The organism is Sphingobacterium shayense, assembly GCF_013179575.1.
Lineage (GTDB): Bacteria > Bacteroidota > Bacteroidia > Sphingobacteriales > Sphingobacteriaceae > Sphingobacterium > Sphingobacterium shayense.
In genome coordinates this window covers 1-22,878 of record NZ_JABMCQ010000060.1, presented here as the reverse complement: position 1 = coordinate 22,878, position 22,878 = coordinate 1, and the positions used below count along the sequence as shown (strand labels likewise).

17 protein-coding genes are annotated in these 22,878 nt (G+C 39.4%); 6 read left to right on the top strand and 11 right to left on the bottom strand.

The genetic code is table 11. The annotated features are described in order from the left end of the window. Positions 1 to 3,132 (bottom strand): SusC/RagA family TonB-linked outer membrane protein (locus tag HP439_RS09115; RefSeq protein ID WP_172390033.1); only part of this gene is annotated, 3,132 nt, incomplete at its 3' end. A gap of 127 nt (positions 3,133 to 3,259) precedes the next feature. On the opposite strand from HP439_RS09115, the gene HP439_RS09110 reads away from it, so the two are divergent. The 3 genes from HP439_RS09110 (at position 3,260) to HP439_RS09100 (ending at position 6,315) form a co-directional block, all read left to right on the top strand. Next, positions 3,260 to 3,967, top strand: coding sequence for a FadR/GntR family transcriptional regulator (locus tag HP439_RS09110; RefSeq protein WP_172390032.1), 708 nt, complete (start codon positions 3,260 to 3,262; stop codon positions 3,965 to 3,967). After that, positions 3,964 to 5,064, top strand: a complete 1,101-nt coding sequence (locus HP439_RS09105; RefSeq protein ID WP_172390031.1) for an SGNH/GDSL hydrolase family protein — start codon at positions 3,964 to 3,966, stop codon at positions 5,062 to 5,064. Before HP439_RS09110 ends, HP439_RS09105 begins: the two co-directional genes overlap by 4 nt. A 390-nt stretch (positions 5,065 to 5,454) precedes the next feature. Further along, a complete protein-coding gene (locus tag HP439_RS09100; RefSeq protein WP_172390030.1) occupies positions 5,455 to 6,315 on the top strand; it encodes an endonuclease/exonuclease/phosphatase family protein in 861 nt (286 codons plus the stop codon). A 42-nt stretch (positions 6,316 to 6,357) separates the two neighbouring features. Here HP439_RS09100 and HP439_RS09095 read toward each other — a convergent pair whose 3' ends face one another. Then, positions 6,358 to 6,930 carry a pentapeptide repeat-containing protein gene (locus HP439_RS09095; protein ID WP_172390029.1) on the bottom strand — a complete coding sequence of 191 codons (573 nt, stop codon included), beginning with the start codon at positions 6,928 to 6,930 and terminating at the stop codon, positions 6,358 to 6,360. 85 nt (positions 6,931 to 7,015) lie between these two features. On the opposite strand from HP439_RS09095, the gene HP439_RS09090 reads away from it, so the two are divergent. Then, the gene (locus tag HP439_RS09090) at positions 7,016 to 7,345 is read left to right on the top strand and encodes a cupin domain-containing protein (RefSeq protein ID WP_172390028.1); all 330 of its coding nucleotides are present in this window, start codon (positions 7,016 to 7,018) and stop codon (positions 7,343 to 7,345) included. A 239-nt stretch (positions 7,346 to 7,584) separates the two neighbouring features. Here the strand turns inward: HP439_RS09090 and HP439_RS09085 are convergent, their stop codons facing one another. The 8 genes from HP439_RS09085 to HP439_RS09050 all read right to left on the bottom strand — a co-directional run bounded on the left by HP439_RS09085 (position 7,585) and on the right by HP439_RS09050 (position 18,762). Then, positions 7,585 to 10,125 carry a TonB-dependent receptor gene (locus tag HP439_RS09085; protein WP_172390027.1) on the bottom strand — a complete coding sequence of 847 codons (2,541 nt, stop codon included), beginning with the start codon at positions 10,123 to 10,125 and terminating at the stop codon, positions 7,585 to 7,587. 748 nt (positions 10,126 to 10,873) lie between these two features. After that, complete coding sequence (locus HP439_RS09080) at positions 10,874 to 11,140, bottom strand: hypothetical protein (protein ID WP_172390026.1); 267 nt, start codon at positions 11,138 to 11,140, stop codon at positions 10,874 to 10,876. Positions 11,141 to 11,306: 166 nt separating this feature from the next. After that, entirely contained in the window at positions 11,307 to 11,963 is a 657-nt protein-coding gene (locus tag HP439_RS09075; RefSeq protein WP_172390025.1) for a DinB family protein, read from the bottom strand. 84 nt (positions 11,964 to 12,047) lie between these two features. Further along, positions 12,048 to 13,070 (bottom strand): asparaginase, encoded by a 1,023-nt coding sequence (locus tag HP439_RS09070; protein ID WP_172390024.1) that lies wholly within the window; start codon positions 13,068 to 13,070, stop codon positions 12,048 to 12,050. 7 nt (positions 13,071 to 13,077) lie between these two features. Beyond that, positions 13,078 to 13,860: a TatD family hydrolase gene (locus tag HP439_RS09065; protein ID WP_172390023.1), complete on the bottom strand. Its 783-nt coding sequence runs from the start codon at positions 13,858 to 13,860 to the stop codon at positions 13,078 to 13,080. A gap of 116 nt (positions 13,861 to 13,976) precedes the next feature. Beyond that, on the bottom strand, positions 13,977 to 14,948 hold the full coding sequence (locus tag HP439_RS09060; protein ID WP_172390022.1) for an FKBP-type peptidyl-prolyl cis-trans isomerase: 972 nt from the start codon (positions 14,946 to 14,948) through the stop codon (positions 13,977 to 13,979). Between the two features lie 21 nt (positions 14,949 to 14,969). Continuing rightward, positions 14,970 to 15,980 carry a DHH family phosphoesterase gene (locus HP439_RS09055; protein ID WP_172390021.1) on the bottom strand — a complete coding sequence of 337 codons (1,011 nt, stop codon included), beginning with the start codon at positions 15,978 to 15,980 and terminating at the stop codon, positions 14,970 to 14,972. Positions 15,981 to 16,143: 163 nt separating this feature from the next. Further along, a complete protein-coding gene (locus tag HP439_RS09050) occupies positions 16,144 to 18,762 on the bottom strand; it encodes a hypothetical protein (RefSeq protein ID WP_172390020.1) in 2,619 nt (872 codons plus the stop codon). A gap of 318 nt (positions 18,763 to 19,080) precedes the next feature. On the opposite strand from HP439_RS09050, the gene HP439_RS09045 reads away from it, so the two are divergent. Then, entirely contained in the window at positions 19,081 to 19,470 is a 390-nt protein-coding gene (locus HP439_RS09045) for a DUF423 domain-containing protein (protein ID WP_172390019.1), read from the top strand. A 69-nt stretch (positions 19,471 to 19,539) separates the two neighbouring features. Beyond that, positions 19,540 to 22,020 carry a replication restart helicase PriA gene (priA, locus tag HP439_RS09040; RefSeq protein ID WP_172390018.1) on the top strand — a complete coding sequence of 827 codons (2,481 nt, stop codon included), beginning with the start codon at positions 19,540 to 19,542 and terminating at the stop codon, positions 22,018 to 22,020. Positions 22,021 to 22,284: 264 nt separating this feature from the next. Here priA and HP439_RS09035 read toward each other — a convergent pair. Then, positions 22,285 to 22,878: 4Fe-4S dicluster domain-containing protein (locus HP439_RS09035; protein WP_172390017.1), on the bottom strand; the 594-nt coding region annotated here is incomplete at its 5' end.

Sequence of the window (22,878 nt, the reverse complement as noted above, 5' to 3'; positions counted from 1 at the left end):
AAAGTTCTTTGCATTTAATTGATCCGCCCATACATAGCGAGGAAACTTGGCTCCTGGATTTTCTGGCGTCCACGTGTCATTCACAAGTGTTGTAGCATTGAACTCGCCTTGAAAGAAACCAAGCGCCCACATCTGCATTTGATCCATCTGAATATGCCCTAAAGCATAATCCATACGAGCGAATAAAGAAAGGTTCTTGTAGCTAATGGTTGTGTTAAAACCTCCGGTCCATTTCGGTAACGAATTACCTAATTTTACACGATCGGATTTATCAATAATACCATCACCATTGATGTCATCCCACATTGCATCACCCAACTGTGTTTTTAAATAACCGGTCAAGCCCTGTTCTTGAATAATCTTTTCACTAGCGACTTTTTTGCCAGCGGATGCACCATACCAGACCTCGCCTGCAGCATCGTCACGGACATTATAATTTGTAAGATCTTCTTCGTTACGGATTATTCCTGTCATACGGAAACCATATACATCTCCCCATTCCATACCTTCTTGTAATCCTTCTACCCAAACCAAAGATTGAGTGCTTGGATCATACACTTGTGATCCCCCTTGGCGATTATTTTCGTTTCCGTTAAACGGAAGTTTCATTACCGTATTACGAACATAGGCAGCATTCGCACCAATTGACCATTTAAAATCATTCTTATCGATAACTTTGTACCCTAAGTCAAATTCGACACCGCGGTTCCGCATTGTACCATTGTTGGTGCGTATAGAAGATATGCCCGCTGAAGTAGGCAGATTTATGTATGCTAATTTATCGTCGGTGATACGATTATAGAATGCCGTAGAGAAGGTTAATTTGTTATTAAGAAATGCAAGTTCAGCACCAACTTCCGAGGTGTTGGTCTTTTCCCAGGTTAAGTCTCCTAATGGGGGTTGCGTAAATAAAAACCCGGTATTTTGATTATACAAGCCAGTCGTTCCGTATTGTCCTTGGACTTGGTATTCTGTTATAGGATCATTAGTTCCGATGCCGATGTTTCCATTTTTACCCCAGCTAGCACGTAGTTTCAGAAAATTCAACCACGGTGCGCCCTGTTGTATAAAATCCTCTCGAGAAACGACCCAACCAATCGACGCCGCGGGAAAAATTCCCCAACGTTTTTCAGGTGACAGGCGGGAAACCCCATCAATGCGGTAAGTAACGGATGCCATATATTTGCCGTCATAGTCGTAATTTACATTACCGAATTGAGAAATGATACGATCGTTGTAGTGGAAGGAGCTTGTTCCACGTGTTGGATTTTCTGCGGTGTTCATTGTGAGATCCAACGAATACAATTCATCAGAAGGTCCTAAACGCCCTGAAGCCCCTAATCCGCGACGATAAGAGTCATAAAATTCTCCTCCGACTAATGCATTTACATTATGAATCCCAAATGTCTTGTCGTAATTTAATACTGCATTATAAGTCTGTTTTATATTTCGCCAGAAATTTGCAGCGTTACTGCGCTGTCTGTTCCATCCAGCGTCGGGATTGGTGTAACTAAGGAATCCGGAACGAAAATCTTTGTCGAACGTTTCGCGGTACTCCTCTTCATAATATAATATACCATTTAACTTAAGAGAAAGATCAGGATGAAGTTTTACAACCAACGCTTGATTTAAAGTAAATTTGTCGTTTTGATAATCGCGTTTAAATTTATCAACATTAACGAGTGGGTTGCCATCACTCGCATCCCGTCCCAAGATCCATTCGCCGGTAATAGGGCTTTTGGAACGAAGCGTTGGAGGAGCAGAGCTCATACGGCCCCAATAGTTTGATTCTCCATTATATAAGGTCTGATCGCGCCAGTCGGCTCGCGTGAAGTTGACACGAGACTCTGACGTTAACCAATCTTTGATTTTATAATCAGCATTAACGGTGAAATTGTATCTACGATAGAACGTGTTTAAGGAAAGTCCTTTTTCATCATACACACCGACGTTACTGTAGTAAGAACCTTTATCTCCAGCACCAGAAAAGGATAAATTGTAGTCTTGAGTCGGAGACATCTTATGAAACGCAACATCTCGATAATTGAATTCTTCATAAACTAGGTCGTAATATTGACCGTCGGGATCATAGTTTCCAGATATATCCGTCGGCACAACATCCCTCATTGTTTTCCAGCCCTCGTTTAATAGAAACCGGTTTTGATCAGTTAAACGCATTAAGCTCCAACGAGCACGGGTGTCATAATTTCCGTCTAGTGGTGTTGTGCCGTCGGGACCGAAATAAAGGTTTCCTGTTCCTCGCGGGCTAGGACTACCTAACGTAGTGTTTGCCAATGTACCAGCTTTGATCGCACCAACAGCACCTAATCGATTCCATTTGATATAGTCGCCAGCATTTAAAAATTCATAAGGGGAGTTTAAATAATTGATCCCTCTATTAACTTTTAGATCTAGTGATGAGCTTCCCAATTTCCCCTTTTTAGTAGTGACAATGACTACCCCATTGCTTGCTCTCGCACCATAGATCGCTGTTGCTGCAGCGTCTTTTTGAACATCAATCCGTTCAATCTCCTCGGGGTTTATATCGGATAAGCTGCTACGAACTTGTCCGTCTACCAAAATAAGGGGACTTCCTGAGCCGTCAAAATGTGTACCACCACGGAGCACGATGGACGGCATTGCGCCGGGACGTCCAGAGCCTGTTGTTACGCGTACTCCTGGGATGGTGCCCGCAAGGGCTTGAGCCGGATTTGCACGCATTCCTGATTCCAAGAATTTTTTATCTAAGGTCGAGACTGATGCAGTTAATTTTGAACGTTTTACTGTTCCGTACCCCATAACAACTACTTCCTCAAGTTGTTGATCATCGGGTGTCAATATAATCTCAAGATAATTTAAATCGGTTACAGCGATCTCTTTAGAAGTGTATCCGATAAAACTGAATACAAGTTTATCCCCTCTTGTACTTCGAATGGAGAAACTGCCTTCGGCGTTTGTAGACGTCGAACTCTCGTTAGTAGAATTCAGAATGCTAACGCCTTGTAAAGCAGTGCCGCTTCCGTCCGACACCTTTCCTTTCAAAATTGTCTGCGCATAAGTAATTACTTGGACGAGACATAAAAAAAGCACTAATAATAGCTTTTTCTGGTTAGTAGAATACATTTTTATCATAATGGTGTTATTAAATTGGATTATGTATAACATAATAACTATATTCAAATGTATGACATAATATTTTATATGTCAAGTTTTTTTTGATATAATTGTGAAAGAAAATATTTCTTAATTCATTGATACTATGGAAATACAAGATAAATTGGGTGAAATCGATACCTCGAGTTTGGTAGACAAAGTCGAGCACCGTCTTATGGAATACATTAAAGAGAATCAGCTTAAAGTAGGGGATGTACTTCCAAAGGAGTTGGATTTGTCGGATAGCTTTGGTGTGAGTAGGACGGTTATAAGAGAAGCGCTATTAAGATTAAAAACTATTGGCTTGATCGAGTCAAAAAAGCATAAAGGGGCGGTTATTTGTAACCCTGATGTGCTCGGACCTTTGCGAAAAGTGTTTCATCCGGCGATTTTGGATCATACAACTCTAAAGGATATGTTTGAAATGCGTCTTGCCCTTGAAGTTGGTATGGCAGATTTTATTGTCAATAAAATAACCGAAGAGGATATCGTTGAACTCGAAGGAATAGCTAAGGAGATCGTATCAGGGGACACTGCTGCGCCCTGGCAAGTAAATGATGAGATAAGGTTTCACGGAAAATTGTATTCAATTTCGCAAAATAAGGTGCTTTTAGAGTTACAGGAACTGCTGATCCCTATTTTTCAATATGTTCACCAGAGTAGTTTCCTTGAACGACCTATCGTAAAAGGGGACTTTATTTCTCACGAAGAGTTGGTAGAGGTTTTGAAGAAACGAGACGCCGAGGCATACAGGAAAGCTATTCGACAACATCTTAACAATCATTTTGCACGTATATTAAATGTTATTCCATGAAAAAGTACGTCATAAATTTTCTGCAGGTTTTTGTTGGTATAATTTGTACTGCATCACTGCTTTCTGCTCAGGAACCATTAAAATGGGTCGACGTTCATAAAAAGGGTGCTTTGCAGGGGCGGCTTGATGATAACACCTTATCTGGTTATAATAGACTGCCGGATTCGGTAAAGGATAATGTGCGAGAGCCGGTTTGGTCCTTAGGGACAAACGGAGCAGGTGTCTATGTGGATTTTAAAACCGATGCCAAGGAGCTCTTTATTCGTTATACCGTAAGTGGCCCTTTAGATATGCCTCATATGCCTAAAACGGGAGTTAGTGGATTAGATCTCTATGCACTAGACAGCGAAGGGGAGTGGACTTGGGCGCCAGGAGACTATAATTTTAAAGATACGATAACATATAAATTTGGACCGGTTAAAGCAGATTTGGAAAAAGCATATAAATTGTACCTTCCATTGTACAATAGTGTAACTTGGATGGAAATTGGTGTCGCTAGCAATGCTACCATTGAATTCATAAAGGAGAAGGAGAAACCTATCACGATATATGGGACATCGATTGCACAGGGTGGTTGTGCAACGAGACCGGGTCTAGCTTGGACCAGTTTATTAGGTAGAGCGCTCAGTAACCCGGTTATTAACTTGGGGTTTTCTGGGAATGGTCGCCTGGAAAAACCTATTATTGATTTGATTGCGAAAACACCTTCACGCGTCATTATTCTCGATTGTTTACCTAATTTGACGGGTATAACTCCCGAAAACGCACATCGGATTGATTCGTTGATCCAAGCGGCGGTTCATCAGTTAAGGGCTGCACAACCGAATACACCTATTATTTTGACTGATCATTCATCTGGCTTTAACAAAAATATCCTTGATTTGAAGTATAATCAACTCTATGAACAAACAACCCATGCAGGATTGAGGAGTTTTGAAAAGTTGAAGAAAGCTGGTGTGAAAAAATTGTACCACCTAAGTAACGCGGATATTGGATTGGACATTAATTCAACAGTAGACTATGCGCATCCAAATGATTACGGGATGATGAAAATTTCCGATGCGTATCGGAAATTAATAGGAAAGATTTTAAAGTAGTTTACGCTATATATTTTATATATTTTTTTTCTTTTCTATATCCAGTGCTAAGAAGGCTACTTGTCTCCTTAGTATTTTGGATTATAGACTAGATTATTTTCAGCTTAAACCAAAGGAGATAAACCAAAGCGTCCCTTAGCTTTAAACTATATAAACGCCTATCTCTCCATTGGTAACCGTAACCGATAGAAAGATGGAGCTCTATCATTTGATATACGATGCTTTCGGTACTAATTAGAGAGAATCAATGAAGTACGGAAACTATTTTCCGGACCTAACCCGTTTTATTTCAATCGTACCAACTATTTCAAAGGTTAAAAAAATCTAGTTATGTTATGCTATAATGTTATCTTGCACTTGATAATTAGAGTTAATTTAGAATATTTTTTAATGAAAAACCTTAAATATATTATTGTTTTATTGGTATGCCAGTTTAATTTTCTTCACGGCAATTCGCAGGATATCGACTCGGCCATTTTCCGTGTTGCAAGTTATAATATCCGATACGCGGCAAAAGCGGACGTGGAAAGCGGTAATGGATGGGATATTAGAAAAAAACCTGTAGCAGATTTAATTTTAAGGCATGAGTTTGACCTTGTAGGGACACAGGAGGGAGATTCTGCCCAATTAAAGGATTTGGAAATCCTGCTTCCAACCTTTAAATATGTCGCGTATCCCTACGGAGGTAAGGGCAACCTTCATAATGTCGCTATTTTATATAATCCAGAAAAGTTTGTTTTGCTTGAATCTGACGTTTTTTGGTTAAGTGATACACCGGCAGTTCCGAGTATTGGTTGGGATGCTTCGGACAGGCGCGTTTGTCAGTGGGGAAAGTTTAAAGAGAAGAAAACAGGCAAGATATTTTATTTCTTTAATACACATTTTTATTGGCGTAAATATATCGCTAAACAAGAATCAGGGCCTCTAATCAAATCGAAAATCAAAGAAATTGCTGGAGATTCACCAGTTATTCTCGTAGGGGATTTTAACTCTACTTCTGAGACACCTCAAATTAATACGATAAACGAAGTTCTTTCGGACAGTCATGCAATATCCGAATCGCCCAGACAAGGGGTTGAAGGTACAGGTTTTCCTGGAGGCGTATTTCAAGGAGCGCCGGGTGGACGAATTGATTACGTTTTTGTAAGCCCTAGTATCCGCGTATTAGATTATCACGTTATTTCAGACGTTTACAATGTTGATCATTATCCTTCAGACCATTTGCCTGTTTCTTGTTTAATTAAATTTTAAAACGATCTTCGCGGAGTGGACATGAGAGATGTTCTATGCATTCTAATGCTCTATTTTAATGTTGTATTTGGCTAACAATCCGGTTAAACCAGTAACAGAAAATTTAGCTTTTGCTATTTTATTTTCTTCTGGATCAATAGTATAGTTGAACGATGACCTGAAGTCTGCTTTTTCAAGGATGGTCTGAGAGAAGGTTGCTTTCTCCAAATCACAATTCTGAAATATTGCTTCAGAAAGTTCCGTCTGTGAAAAATCTACATGTTGCAAGTTTGAGTTAATAAAGTGGGTTCGTTTCAGTTTTAATTTAAAAAAGGAAGAGTAAGAAAGTTGACATTTCTCGAACGTAAAGGATAGGCCAAAGACGTCACAAACTTCAAATATTAGCCCCATCATCTTACAATTAATAAATTTAACTTCTTGAAACGATGTGCCTGTCAATATTGCTCCACTGAGATCGCAGTCAACGAATTTACAGTTTATGAACTTCGAATTTGTGAAGTTGCCCCGACTAAGATTACAGCTTGTGAATACACAGTCTTCAAATTCGATTTCTTTTGTTTGAAAATCTCCGCTAGTTTTATTGAACGTTTGTTCTTGGATATAAATAGAACTCATTTTTGTGTGCTTTTCTAAGGACAAATTTAGGTTTTCCGATCCTTAATAATTTGAAGAATCGGTATATTTGTGAAAACAAAAGGTTATGGATGAGCTATTCGGAGTAGATGCCACAAAGCAATGGACCGATCTTGGGAGCGGAGTTTGTCGTAAGATTCTCGTGCAAAACCAAGATCTTATGCTTGTGTCAGTAAAATTTGATAAAGGAGCAATAGGAGCAATACACCAACACGCACATGTACAGACCTCATACGTACACGCCGGTAAGTTTATATACACCATAGGGGACCAGCGAGAAATATTGACAACCGGTGATAGCTGTATTGTGCCCGCCTATATGTGGCATGGTTGTGAATGTATCGAAGAGGGTGTACTGATAGATTCATTTACACCTAGAAGAGATGATTTTTTGTAAAGGTCTCTATATTCTCTTTTGTGAATCGATGTCTTTCTGTGTTCAATTCACAACAGTTTAGCTCTTTCAAGCGCATGTAGTGATTAATTTTTATTATTTTTGTCAAGTTTAATAGTGGATATTTTTCAAGTGCCAACGCCAATTGCATGCTTGTTTCATTATTAGCAAAATTCGGGGATAAACAATTATTATCCCCGTTTTTGTTTTAAAATACATTTTCTTCCTAATCCCATAGTTGATTATTGGACTTCAAACTTTAAGGTCATTCCAAAAGTCCGAGGGTCGCCAAGTACGGCCGCATAATGCCCTACGTTACCTGCACCAGGAAGCAATTGTTCAAAGTAGTCTACGTTCGCAATGTTGCGCGACCATATAAAAAAAGATATCCCTTGCTGACTTCGAAAGCCGATTCGTGCATTTAGCAAAGTATAGCCACCGACGTTCAGGTAGGCAGAGGGGGAAGGACTTGAGGAGAATTCAGATCTGTAATAGCCATCGACTGCCAAAAAAAGTTTACCTTTTTGTTTTATTAGATCCGTCGAATTAGATGTTAATTCCGCTCCAAAGGACGTGACCCATTTCGAGATTCCGGGAAGCCGACCTCCCGATATGTCTTTGAAGTTTTGACTACCAGTTTCTTCAAGTGGTACGGGGGCGTTTTTAAAGGAGATGTACTTGCCATCTGTATACGCGAGTGAGCCGTGGATGGAAATATTTTTATGCAGGAGAGTTCTAGCGTCAATTTCTATGCCTCGCACCCGAACTTTCTCCGCGTTGGCAAGATAACCTCTGTTTACAGAAAGATCTGCAGCCTGTACTTGCGCTTGGTAATCTTGGACATCTGTGTTATATAGTGTAAGGTTAAACAATACATCTTTTATCGGTTGACTTTTTAATCCAAATTCATAATGTCGTACTCTTTCGGGTTTAATTGTTGCCAGTTCTAACATTGGCTGACCGTTGCGATTGGGTAGACCTCCAAGATTTAATCCGACAGGTTTGAAGCCGGTGGAAACGGTGACGAACGTATGTATCCTAGGAGTAGGTTTAAAACTCACTGTTATTTGACCCGAGATGTCGGTTTTATCTGTTGAAGATTCAAATGATTGATCGCTATAGACTTCTTTCTTTAACGCTAAGAGTTCGGGATCGTCTGTTTGAAGCCCTCCATAGGTTTCACGACGAAAGTTCACGGATTTATCATCATAATTTACGCGTATTCCTGGAAGAAGATTTAAACCAGGCAATACTTCCCAATCAACCTGAGTGAAGAACGCTCCACTGAACGTCTTAAGGGAGGGATAACTTCTTATACCATATCCTTCAAACAGTCCTTGGGTTTCCCATAGTTCACTATCTGAATTTTTTGAAAATCGCCATTGGTCAATTCCTGCCTCTTCGATGTGAGCGGGATCAGCATTGAGTATCTGTCCGAACGCGAATAAACCCGCAACAGCGCTTAGATTTTGAGTGAGATCTCCCACCCATCGTATTTCTTGCGACCATTGTTCTTGTCGCGACGGTGCCTGTGATAACGCTAATCCTTGAAGGCCCGTGAAATCGCGGTCGTTTGATGGATCCCAGTTCCAATATCTCCATGCGGATGTGGAGGTAATTGTACCACGACCCACACGGAGGTCCACGTTTGCGGATAAACCTCCTAAATCTTGATTGGATTGCCATTGCGTATCATGGTCGATGATACGGTCAAAAGGATTTTTACTAGGCAATTCGTAACCGAGATCAGCTAGGATAGACTCAAATTGCCTATAATTGGCACGTTGCGTTTTGACAGTACCTGCATAGACTTGCGCATAGCCGTTCGGCCTTTGGCGTGTAATGTCTCCGATAAGTCGTATGTCTACTATATCGGACGGTTGGAAGAGTAGTTGACCACGAACCCCAAGATTATTAAGATCATTTGTCATTTGTTGGGTTCTGGTATTATATAGGGTGCCCTCTCGTTGGGTACCACTGAATGAAATTCTTGCGGCAAGTTTTTTTGTCAGAGGCCCAGTTATAGACGCTTTTCCTTGAATATATCCGTAATTTCCATAACTCAGTTCTGCTGTCGCGCTCGGGTTAAATTGTGGTCTTCGGGTGATAACATTGAATGCACCTGCAACAGTATTCTTGCCGAAAAGAGTTCCTTGGGGACCTCGTAATATTTCTATTCGGTCTACATCAATAAAGTCCAGTGTAGTTGCTGCAGAGCGCGCGTAGTAGATACCATCCACGTAGAATCCGACGCCTGGATCAATACCGTCGTTTGTTAGTCCGAAGGTAGTTCCGAGACCGCGTATACTTAGACCTGTGTTACGGGGGTTAGATGAATAAAGTTGAACCGAAGGTATCAATTCTTTTAATCGATTTACATTGAAGGCTCCAGCTTCTTCAACAAGTTGACCACTAACTACTGAAATAGGAATGGGTACGTTTTGAAGTTGCTCGGATCTCCTTCGTGAGGTAACGGTGACTTCAGAGATGATGTTATCCGAACTTATTTTTAGTTTTAGGCTGTCTTGCGGTATTTCTAGAATATTAAATGTACCATCTTTATATCCAACGGACTTGACGATTATTTGAAAAGGAGGATTTACCTTTTTCTCGAGGCTGAAATTTCCATTTTTATCAGACGCTAGTTGTTCCTTCGTTTCTTTTACTGTTAGCGTGGCATAAGGTACATCGTCACCGTTGTCGTCGTATACAGTGCCTTTAATTTGTTGAGCAGAAATTAATTCACCGTAAATAATAAAAAGGGCGAGTAAGATTTGTTTCATTGTGCTTTATTAGTGTTTTAGACGTTTTCGTTGATAGGTCGGTTGATTTGAATCTATAATTTGACACCCAGCTTGGTTATTGAAAAAAGCGGAGCATTTGCTCTAGCCTGCGATCTATAACGATAAGCCGATTAGGTGGAACTTATTTTGATTGCGGCAGATTTTTTTTCGTCTTTTCTTTAGTAGAAACATGAGTTTATGGACTTAGTGGTGGATGATTTTATTAGTTGTCAAGACCGAATGACAACGGGTCAAATATATAAATAATTTTTAATAGTCTATTATATCCATAGAATTTATATAGTTATTTCTGAAGACATGAAAGATCGCGATTATTGTGATGTTTAAACGGCAGATACACAGAGTATATAAAAATTGAAATGTAGATGCTAGATCGGTTTTCAGAGTAATGGAACGAACTATTTAGACACGAAACCGAGAAAATACCATTTTTTTTGAAGGGTAGTTTTGGTAATTATTAATAGATTCTTACAGAGAGCGATTCTTCGATTGGAATGGATCAAGTACACCTGCAGGTGCAGTTTTACAACCAAAAAAGCAACCGTCGGGTAGACCGTGGTACTATTCAGATTAAGGCATAAATGAACGAAATTGAGGCTCGGTCGTAAAGAATATCCTTAGATGGGAAATTGTTGTATGGTTGCCAATATTACTTTCGGGAGGGAAACGATTTCAGCGCAACCTAAAGGACCTCATTGGTGTTCGCTGTGGAGTACTAGGGGAACGCTTAGTGTCCAGATTCAAGAACCGGAGTATAAATGTCTTTTTCGAAGGTAGCGAGTAAGGATACCTCGTGTCCTTCAAGTCGTATCAATTTAACGATATGAGCTATCTCTCGTTTCGAGGATTCTATCCGTAAAATTTTTTCTTCGTCTTCAATGTCAACTGTTGCCAATTGGATTTCATGCGATCCCTGATATAGTTTTTCAATTATGTGCGATCGGTCGAATGTTGTCGAAATAGAGGTTTTGAAAATTAGCACATAGTTCTCCATAAGTGTAGTGTTTTGAAAATAATTTTGATCACTATTTTTACGAAACCAAGATGCAAGAATTTTTTTTATAGTTCTCGGGAAATTCGATTAACCCAGCCTAAAGGTCGGTAAAGATCCGGATTTTCTCGGCCGGTAATTTGACGTGCAACTTCCCTCTTAGATGCGTTTAATTTTTCGGAAAGTTGGGATCGTTTTTGACTTCCTTAATTTGTTCTAGATGACGAGTTGCGTGGGCAGCAATAAAGAGCAAACTCTGATATCCGTCAACCATACCGGTCGGAAACGTGCTCACATGGCTTCTCAAGTCTGTTTCGTTTGCTGCTTTGATGTACTTTATGATCGGTTTTCTACCATTAGAAAATGCTTTTAAGGCAGACTGGCTGTTTGTATATTTACCAACTGGAGTCAGCTCTTTTGGCGCGCTAGCTTTTTTTGATCGGTCAGCGACAAAATGTTTCACCTGTTCATCGCTAACTTCGATGTTTGCTGCTTTTTCCGGTTGAGCAGGTTTACTCAACTCTGATTTCACCAACTCAAATAACATTGCATCAGTTAAAATGATGTGCTCAACACATTGGCTAATAGACCATGATCCTGTGTCGGGTTTGAAGACTAATTGCTCGCTACTAAGTCCGTTCAATTCAGTTCGCATGTTGTTCGCTGTTTGTTCGAAATATGCAAGCAACGAGTTGATGTCTGCGGTATCGCCGTCTTTATGTATGGACATCGTCTGGATCTGTGCTTCCACCCTCTGGCTTGACATAGAAACAAGTAAACCTAATGTTATTGCTAATACTGCAGTATATGACTTTATTGTTTTCATAATATATGAATTAGATAGTATAAAGCTACTATAAAATATGCTTTATTCAACTTGACATAGGGCAAGAAAAAAATAAAATCGATATCAGTCGTTAATAGTCAGTTCTCCGCGAATATTCTTTTCAATCCAGTATGCCACGGATTCTTGATCCTCAAAAATTCCCTGAAGATACATCAGCTTCGTCACGGCGGCCTCGAATGTGAGATCATAACCGTTAAGAACGCCAATGGCTTTAAGGCCTTGTGAAGTTTCGTATCGACCTAACTCCACAGATCCGACTTTACATTGCGAGATATCGAGAATATTTTTTCCCTTCCTTACAGCATTCGCTAACATCTCTAGAAACCAATCGTCGGTCATGGTGTTTCCCGAGCCAAACGTTTCCATAACCACGCTACGTACATCCGACTCCAAAATAGCGTTGATAAATATCGGGCTAATGCCAGGAAAGAGCTTGAGTACCCCTACGCGATCGTCGAGTTTCGAATGCATAATAAATTCTTTATCCGTATTATCTAGTAAAGCATCTATATTATAGTTGATATGTATTCCCGCTTCAGCTAGTACAGGATAATTGGGGGAACGGAACGCCTCGAATTTTGCGGAATTGTATTTAAATGACCGGTTTCCACGGAATAATTTGTTGTCAAAAAGAATACACACCTCCTGAATAATGGATTTGCCATCGCATTTTGCAGATGCAATTTCTAGCGCCGTCATCATATTTTCTCGCGCATCTGTTCGGATTTCCCCGATGGGTAGCTGCGAACCCGAAAGTATAACTGGTTTTTGCAAACCTTCCAACATAAAGCTGAGTATAGATGCTGAAAACGACATCGTGTCTGAGCCATGTAGTATAACGAATCCATCATAAAAATTATAATTCTCTTTAATGATTTGCGCCATTTCTACCCATATTGATGGTTTCATATTTGAGGAGTCAATAATAGGAACGAATGAGTGGACCGTAATTTTATAGTTTAATCGTCCTAAATCCGGTAGGTTTTGAGCGATCAACTCAAAGTCAAAAGGGACAAACGTACCCGTTTGCTCATCTTTAACCATGCCAATGGTACCGCCGGTATAGATTATAAATATGTTATGCATGACTATGTTAAATTCTGAAAATTCTTTTTGAATTTGCGGTTGTTATATTCGCGATATCGAGAATGTCGAGTTGATAAATGTCGGCTACTTTCTGAGCAATATGAACGATATAGCTACTTTCGTTTTCTTTTCCTCGAAAGGGCGTAGGGGCGAGATAAGGTGCATCGGTTTCCAGAACAATATGATCGATGGGAATTTCTTTTAATACTGTGTCTAACCCCGATTTTTTATAGGTAACCACCCCACCAATACCTAGCGCAAAACCGGATTCTATAGCTTGTATTGCTTGTTCTAGGTTTCCTGTGAAACAGTGTAATATTCCAAATAACTTTTCGTCTTTAAGTTCGTGGAGTAGCTCAAATAACTCATCAAAGGCTTCCCGGCAATGTATATTGATTGGAAGTCCTAAAGATTTTGCCCAGCCTACCTGAATCCGGAACGCTTCTTTTTGTATTTCTAAAGTACTTTTATCCCAATATAAATCGAGTCCAATTTCGCCGATTGCGTATATCTTATGTTCGTTAATCGCTTTTTCGATCCGATCGAGTTCTTCTCGGTAGTTATTTTTTACTGAACAGGGGTGAAGACCCAACATGGGAAAGCAGTTGTCGGGATACAGTTTCACCGTGTCCATTACCTGCGATACAGAATCAGCATCAACATTTGGTAAAAACAATCGTTTGACACTGTTTTCAAAACAACGTTGCAGCTGTTGGTGAAGTTTCTCCGTGTGAACATTGTAATAAATGTGTGTATGGGTATCTGTGATCGTAAAAGGCGTAATAGACATAGTTGTTGATATCTTGCCGCTAAATTTAGGTTTTTCATACTAGAACACCTAATAGAATACAAAAAACGCGAGATTAATAATAACCTCGCGTTTCTGTTGTTAAATTTTTAACGTATTTATTTCTTCGTTGCGGTACTATCTGCCGCGGGTGTTTCGGTCGTAGGTCCAGCGATGATGTCTACAACTTCGATATTAAATACTAAAGGTGCGTACGGAGGAATAGTGCCTCCACCACGTTCGCCATATCCTAACACCGAAGGTACAAGTAAAGTAGCTTTAGTTCCCTTATTAAATAGTTGGAAGGCTTCTGTCCATCCTTGAATAACTGGGTCGTGTCCAACGCGAAAACGAAGCGGTTCGTACTGACGAGTAGGGTTGAACGAGTTGTTTTTCTTTGCTATTTCGGGATCATTTGTGTCAAATACTTTTTCATTTACCAGAGTACCTGTATAGTTTACCACTATCGTATCGCCTAATGCAGCTTTATTCCCTTTTCCTTCTTCTTTTACAATGTACTGTAAGCCAGAAGCTGTTTTAGTGGGCTCTAATTTATTTTTAGAGATATAATTAGCAAGCTTGCTATCCTCTGATTTTTTTAGTCCTTCGATTTCGCCTTTAAAATAACTGTCAATTTGAGCGTATAGGGCTGAATCAGTTAATTCTCCTTTTTTGAAGTGCTTTCTAACTTTTACGCTAAATGTAACAAATTTATCCGCAAATTCAGGTTTTGGTTGTCCAGTCTTTGCTGCCATAGTATCCAAGTTTAAACGAAAAACAGCGCTATCGCCTTCTCCTAAGAGCTTGAACATAGAATTGTAATCCCCCGCGTATAAACCAGGGATCGAATCGGGAGCAATATTTACGATTTGTGGTAAGCCAATATCGTAGGTGCTTTGTAATAACGAGTCATTTCGGTCTGATTTGATAATCATGTCAACCGATAAAAGATCGCCAGCAACCGCTTTCTCTGCACCCGCATCTTTGGCGATGTTATATTCAAGACCACCGTCGCCTTTTTTGAAGTTTTGACAAGCTGCTGTCGCTAAGATAGTAACTGCAGCTGAAAGGAATAAAATAGATTTCTTCATTTTTCTGATATATTCACTGATTTATTTTGTTAATATTTCTTTATAATCCGGTAAAATAGATTTAAACCTATTTACGACCTGACTTAATTCTTCACTGGAACTACCTCCTGAGGCATTTAAATGCCCGCCACCATTGAAGTGAACTTTGCATATCTCGTTACAGGGAATCTCGCCAATTGAGCGCAAAGATAATTTAATTAATTCAGTTCTGTCAATAAATAAAGCTGCTAATCGAATGCCTTTTACCGAAAGTGCATAATTTACTAAACCCTCAGTATCACCTGTTGTGACATTGAATTTCTGCAGATCTTCTTTGCTGATGGCAAATAGAGCAGTATTATATTCAGGAATCACTTCAAGGCAGTTTAATAAACAGTAACCTAAAAATTTTAACCGGTTCTCTGTTGCGCTGTTGTATACCTTTTCGTGGATTTCCCAATTTCTAGCGCCAGCGTCAATTAGGCTTGCTATTATATGGTGTACTGCGGAAGTTGTTGAGCGAAATCGAAATGATCCGGTGTCCGTCATAATTCCAGCGTATAAACACGTTGCAACATCCATGGATATTCCATTTTGATCTCCGCATACTTCAGTGACAAATGTATATACTAGTTGCGCGGTGGCAGCGGCGTTGGAATCCCAGTAGCTAAGTTGTGCAAAGTCTTCTGGATCTAGATGGTGATCGATCATCCATTTCTGCGCTTTTGCGTCACGAATTAGCGATTCAAGGATATTCGTACGATTCAAAGCGCTGTAATCGAGACAAAAAATTATTTCCGCACTCTCTATTACGCGCTCGGCATCTTTTACCATATTTGGGTGGATGATCACCTTGTCTCTACCTGGCATCCAATCCAAAAATGTTGGAAAGTCGGATGACAACACTATCTCTACATGATGACCTTTTGTCTTCAGCCAATGATATAAACCGAGAGAAGATCCCAAAGCATCTCCATCTGGTTTGTGATGCGTTGTAATAACGATTTGTTTAGGTTCGTTGAGTAACTGTAAATTATTTTGTCCTTGTAACATAGTTATTGTAAGAATGCAAACCTACTATTATTTTATTAGTTCAAGAAATTTTTAGTTCGACGCGAATCTTAAAAAATGTTAAGAGATTTTTAGCAAACATTCTAGCGATCGCGTCGCATTGATCTCATTTAACAAGTATGATATGCTGTTGTTTTTCAGTAGTTTATTTTTTAAACGCATATAGTTTTTTATCCCGACGCACGCACAGCAGATAAATGCCGCTATTGTAGTCGATTTTACCATAGTAAAAATCAGGCAGAGATTCAATCGGGAAACCATCGTAGAGATTCCCCTTTGGGTCGAATAAGTAAATCATCGAGTTTCCTCGCGATGCAATACCTAATAGATAATCCCCGCCCTCATTAGGAAAAAGTTGTGGTTTGTCTTCGATTTTCTGCGTGAAATTATAATCGTATGTAATCAAAGTGTCCAGTAAGCCTTGAGAAAATAGCTGCTTATCGTCGATTGTGAATAATTGCAACAGTTTGCTAGGGTTTTGTGAAACAAATGTATGCGATGCTTCAGGTGACCAATTTCCGATTTTTATTGCTCGGGGCGCTTGCTTAAAATCGAGAAAATAAAGTGTACTAGTTGTGTCTATTGTGAATAGGCCGCTTTGTTTTTCTAAATTTTGACCCATACCTATTGGGTTTTTAAAACCAGTCCCCGTAATATTCTCTTCCTTTAAAAGATTCCCATTAGAATCGAATTGATAAAAATTACCTGAATCCGTGCCTAAGTATACGTGGTTGTCAAGTACTTTGATATCAAATAGTATATTGCCTTCAATTGGTTTATCATTCCAATTGTCTTTCTTAAGACCATCCATATCATATACGAGAAATTTGTTTTTTGTTGGAATAAGGATTAAAGGTTCGTTGTTTATTTTCGCAACTGTTGGAGTGTAAGATGGTTCGCTGCTTAAGCCTGTAGAAAAGCCGGGGAAAGTTTTTCCCTCCGGCGTTATTCGATATAGTCTGCTTCGATCAGTTACCAGTACTATTGACCGATCTTCAAGTTGCTGGACCTGTCCAACGATTCTTCCTTGTAGGACCGCCGACCACAATTTTTTGCCGCTTGGGAGGATACCGTGCAACGTATGATCTTGTTCCTGAATTAATATAAACTGGCTGGTGTCCGAGTGCTCGAAAACCCACGGTTGCGTGATAGGTCTGTTCTCAAATTCATACGTCCAATCGGGAGTCGCTCCAAGCGCATTTTTACTTTTATATATTCCATAGATATTTGATGTGAACGCTCCGTTGTTTCCAGAAATTTGAATTGACCAGGAATAGAAATCTTTGTATCCGTAGTTGTCCGTGTCGTTAAATATTTTATAGAATGCAGGTTTTAATAAACGATTCAATATAGAACCAGATTTTTCAGTGCGGAGGAAGTAAGTGATATTAGCCTCGTTTCCTTGTGTTCTCTCAAAGTTCTTGTAGCCTAAAGTGTTAATGAGTAGATTGTCGTCTTCAAAATCTTTTTGGTAGGTGCGTAGTAATGATAAATGATTCGATAAGACAAGTATGTTGTTGATGCAAATAAAATACGGGCGTGAAAATGGTTTCATGGGATCGCCGTATACCATATATGGTATATTCGAATTATCGAAGCGGTAGATTGAATCGGCTACACGTGTTGAAAGCTTATTTTTTAATATGTTTGCCTTGGTGGTGTCTTGAAGTGCTATAAATGCTAGCTTCGTACGATTACTCTGTTCAACAACAGCGAATTCGTTGGCAAAGATCGTACGAATATCACTGTCCCAATTCATGTCGGTGGTTTCTGAGGTGGTGACCAGTTGGTCTTCCATCTTCGCGTATTCTGAGCGAAGAGTAAAAAGATCTTTGAGGTCATTATAAAACTGCTTTTGATCACTTAACGCAAATGAAAGGAAGGACGACGTATTTTCTGGAAAATAATTGAACAGTCGTTGGGTCGTCTTACTTTGTCTGCTAAATAGTTCAAGATAGCTCTCTTTGTTGTGTGAAATTTCGCTTTCTCCACTAAGGATAAGCGCGTCGTTTTTAAAACTGAGATTCCACGCTGATTGTCCCTCAAGTTGTTTAATCAGAGTAAAAAAGTCACCAGGCTTGTTGCGGGTGAAGCTTTTAGCGATCGGTGTGATTTGGTTGTGAACAAAGTAAATACTTAATGGAGAGTTTCGACTGTTATTATCTACAAAATAATCTATAGCCTCTTTATTGAGCTTTGGAGAGGCGTCATCAACGACCTTTTGAATTAAATCAACTGAGTATGAACCGAAGAAAATTTGCTTGTAATAAGCAATATGGAAAATTGAGTCTTTTATTCCATTGTCAAGGTTATAGATTTTTACGCCAAGTGTATCTTTTGTAGTGACTTTACCTTCTGCTAATTGATGTATAAGGGTATGGAGCTCTGATGCTGGAATCTTGTCCGTCGTTGGCAAGGTAAATAACGTAGCGAGCCCGTCTTTATCCGGGTGTTGCGATATATAAATCTCAGCTCCATTAAGATACGGTTGCAGCCTTTGGTTACGTACAAATTTATGTTTTAGCTCTCTCCATTTCTGCATCTGCGAATGTCCTACCATCGATTCAAAAATTTCAAAATCTTTGAATATATTGTCTATGGTTACGTCGTTTCGGAACGTTGCGATGACGAATGTCGATTCCGGTAGGAAGGTGAGCGGTCGAATTGTTTCTTTCTTGCCTCCATTGACATTAGCAAAGTAATAAATCGAGGCGCCGATTACCGCGATAAAAAGTAAAATTGTTGTAATTATGGTGTTTCTCATCGTGCACAAGCCTGTCGCTACCCAAAAATAGAAAATAAAAGATTATTTCAATGTTTTAGTGCTATCTTTCCTAGGAATAGAATGATCGGATAGAGATAAATTATGACTTTGTTTTTATCTGAACCCGTTTGAAAGGCGCTGAAACATATAAATACAAAAAATTGAAATGCTTATTACATTTAATTTTTTACATTTATGCTTTAAAAATGGCAGCGAGGCGTATTGTCTATTATTTTGAGATTATCAGATTTTTTGGATAAAAGGATAAGAATGTCTTTGTCGCCTAGCATTACTTATATTTTGAATTAGGAATACCTTATGAATAAAAGAATTATATTGACAGCTTCCTTCTTGGGGTTAACAGCTGTTATATTGGGTGCATTTGGAGCACATGGTCTTGAGGGGAAGATTAGTGATTATCATTTGAACACGTGGAAAACCGCCAATCAATATCATTTTTATCATACTCTTGCCTTACTATTCCTATCGACATTCTCTCGGGCAAAGAATGCTTCAATCCGCGTATCCTTTATCGCATTTGCGGTAGGTATTTTATTATTTTCTGGGTCACTATACCTGCTTAGCACGCGTGAATTATTAGGATTACAGGAATTAACCTATTTAGGGCCAATTACACCCGTTGGTGGGCTTTGCTTTATAATTGGGTGGGTTGGATTGTTCATCGCGGCAGTCCGTAACCGATCCTAAGGCTTAGAAAGACTAGTGGAAGGCCTTTATTTATTCGTAAATGAAGGCTTTATTTTTTAAATTTTGTCTATGTACGAAGCATCATTATTTCAGCAAAATCGACAAACACTGTTTGTCGAGGTAATTCTACCGCTTTTTATTGCCAAAACGTATACCTACCGGGTGCCTGCCGAATGGAATGAACATGTTGAGGTCGGTAAGCGAGTTATAGTGCAATTTGGTCGCAATAAAATATATTCGGCCGTCGTTTACCGTATTTCTTCCGAAGCACCGTTGAAATATGAGGCGAAGTATATTTTGAATGTTATTGATGAAGAGCCAATTCTAGCTAAGGAACAGCTTGATATTTGGGAATGGATGTCAAGCTACTATATGTGTTATATAGGGGAGGTTATGCAGGCGGCATTGCCCGCAGCGCTAAAAATGGCTAGCGAGACGAAGATTGTTGCATCAGACGACGCTGATCTAGATCGTAGCACGCTTTCAGATAAAGCATGGCTAGTTATGGATGCGTTAGACGTTGCAGGTGAGTTAACTGTAAATGATATAATAAAACTTTTAGGTCAAAAAACAGTTTTTCCCTTGCTTAAATCTTTATTTGACAAGGGACATATTCTAATCTCTGAAGAGATAAAAGACAGATTTAAAGCCAAAAGAAAGAGCTTTTTAGAGTTTGCTGAAGAATTTCAAGATGAACGAGGTAAGCGGTTGCTTTTAGATTCTCTTAATCGTGCCCACAAACAACAAGATGCGGTAATAGGTTTTATGCAGCTTCGCAAGACCAAGCAAGAAGTTTCCAAAACAGAAGTAATGGAGGCGGCGGGTGTAAGTTCTAGTATAATTAGTTCGCTCATCGATAAAGGTGTGTTTATTGTTAATGAAAAGGTAGTGTCACGATTTGAAGGTGATGATCTCGAAATAACAGGTGAATTTAAGTTTAACGAAAAACAACAACAAGCATACACGCAAATTACTGAGGAGTTTAAACAAAAGGACGTCGTGCTGCTGCATGGAGTGACAGCGTCTGGAAAAACGCAAATTTATATCCGCTTGATTGAAGAGGTCGTTCGTCAGGGCAAAAATGCATTGTTTTTGTTGCCAGAAATAGCGTTGACAGCGCAGATTACCGAACGATTAAGAGTTCATTTTGGAGATAAACTAGGTGTTTATCATTCTAGGTTTAACGATAATGAACGCGCGGAAGTCTGGTATAAAGTTCGAAAAGGAGAGTTTAATGTTATTGTCGGTGCACGCTCTTCAGTATTTTTACCATTTAAAAATCTAGGCTTAATCGTCGTCGATGAAGAACATGAGGTTTCTTATAAACAATTTGATCCTGCCCCACGGTATCACGCGCGAGATACCGCTATTTTCTTAGCACATGCGCAACAGGCTAAGGTTGTATTAGGATCCGCAACTCCTTCTATTGAAAGCTATTATAATGCTAGGTCGGGTAAATATGGATTGGTAGAATTGAAGGAACGTTTTGGCGAAACACAGCTGCCGGAAATATCCATCGTGAATATCTCTGAAGAAGGGCGAAAAGAGCAAATGTTTTCTTATTTCAGTGCGATGCTTCTTAATGGTATTAATGATGCACTCAAAGAAAAAGAGCAGGTGATCTTGTTTCAAAATCGAAGAGGACACACACCATTTGTGCAATGTAATAGTTGTGGTTGGGTTGCCAAATGTGTGAATTGTGATGTTAGCCTTACCTACCATAAAGCGAGCGATCAGATGCATTGTCACTACTGTGGACATAACGAACCGCCAGTTCAGATATGCCCAGCATGTGGAATGTCTCATATAGAAAGTAAGGGCTTTGGTACGGAAAGAGTCGAAGAGGAACTTGAGCTATTATTGCCACACGCTAGAATTGGCCGCTTAGATTTAGACTCGACAAAGGGTAAGTATGGCTTTGATAAGGTTATCACTGCGTTTGATGAGCATGAGTTCGATATTCTTATTGGTACACAAATGGTGGCGAAAGGTCTGGACTTCGGTAAAGTTAACTTAATCGGTATTGTGAATGCGGATTCTATGATAAATTTTCCTGATTTTCGGGCGTTTGAACGTGCTTTTTCTCTTTTTTCTCAGGTAGCAGGTCGCGCAGGTCGCCGACAAAAGCAGGGGAGAGTAATAATACAAACACATACACCAAATCACCGTGTTTTAGAACAGGTGATTGCGCATGATTACGAAAGTATGTTCATGACGGAGGTTAAGGAACGTAAAAACTATCAGTACCCTCCATTTTATCGTTTAATTCGAGTTGATGTTCGTCACACTGATATACAGGTAGTGCATTATAGTGCATCAAAGCTTGCGAGTCTCCTGCGTGTACAGTTGGGAGAAAGGGTTTTGGGTCCTGAGCCTCCATTGGTTTCTCGTATACGTAACTATTTTATACAAACAATCACGTTGAAAGTCGAACGTAACAGCGTGAGTATTGTAAAGGTGAAAGAATTAATTCGTAGTTCTATTCAGCAATTTGAAATGGATAAGCACAATAAGGGAATAAGGCTATCCATAGATGTTGATCCCTATTAATTAGAATAGATGAATTGATTCAGAAAGAGATTTCGCAAAAGCCCATCTATTAATCGACGTTACACCCGGGTTAAGGATTGGTAAGTAATAGGGTTATTACTAAATCTGGAGTTAAGACGATTTTTGGTCTGCTCAACATGAAGCACCACCCTATAGAGGGTAATTTATTCTGTGATGAACTGCCAACTGCCTGTTCTATTTACGGTCTATATGTGCTTATGAAAAACCTAAAAGTACTTTTTCGGTGCATTGCGAAACCTTGTTCTATTTCTGTTTCTCTTGTTCTTTCCATTGTTTGGAGAATGATTTTTTCGCGACATTCGGGAGTTCGCGATGAGTTCCCCAAGCTTTTTTAAAGAATAATTTCATGAAAAAATTCTTTGTCTTACCGCCAACAAAGTCAATGAGTTTTCTGCGTTGAATGCCATAAGTAAAGCCCTTCCAAGCTTGTTTTTCCGATGTTGAAATTAGGTTTTGATCGACGGCTTCCTTTCTGTTTAATAAGAGCATTTTCTGTATATCAATTCCTACTGGACAGACCTCTGTGCATTTGCCACAAAGTGAGGAGGCATGACTGAGATGTTTAAATTCTTTTAAGCCTTTAAGATGGGGTGAAATTAATGATCCAATAGGTCCTTGGTATGTCGTTTCATAGGTGTGACCGCCAATGTTTTGATATACAGGACATACGTTTAAGCAAGAACCACATCTTATGCAATACAATCCTTGGCGTTGCTCTTTTTGAGCTAGTAGGCTTGTTCGTCCGTTGTCCAGCAAGATGACATACATCTCTTCGGGTCCATCCAATTCAGAGGATTGTCGTGGTCCGCTCAAGACGGTGTTATAAACGGTTAGGTT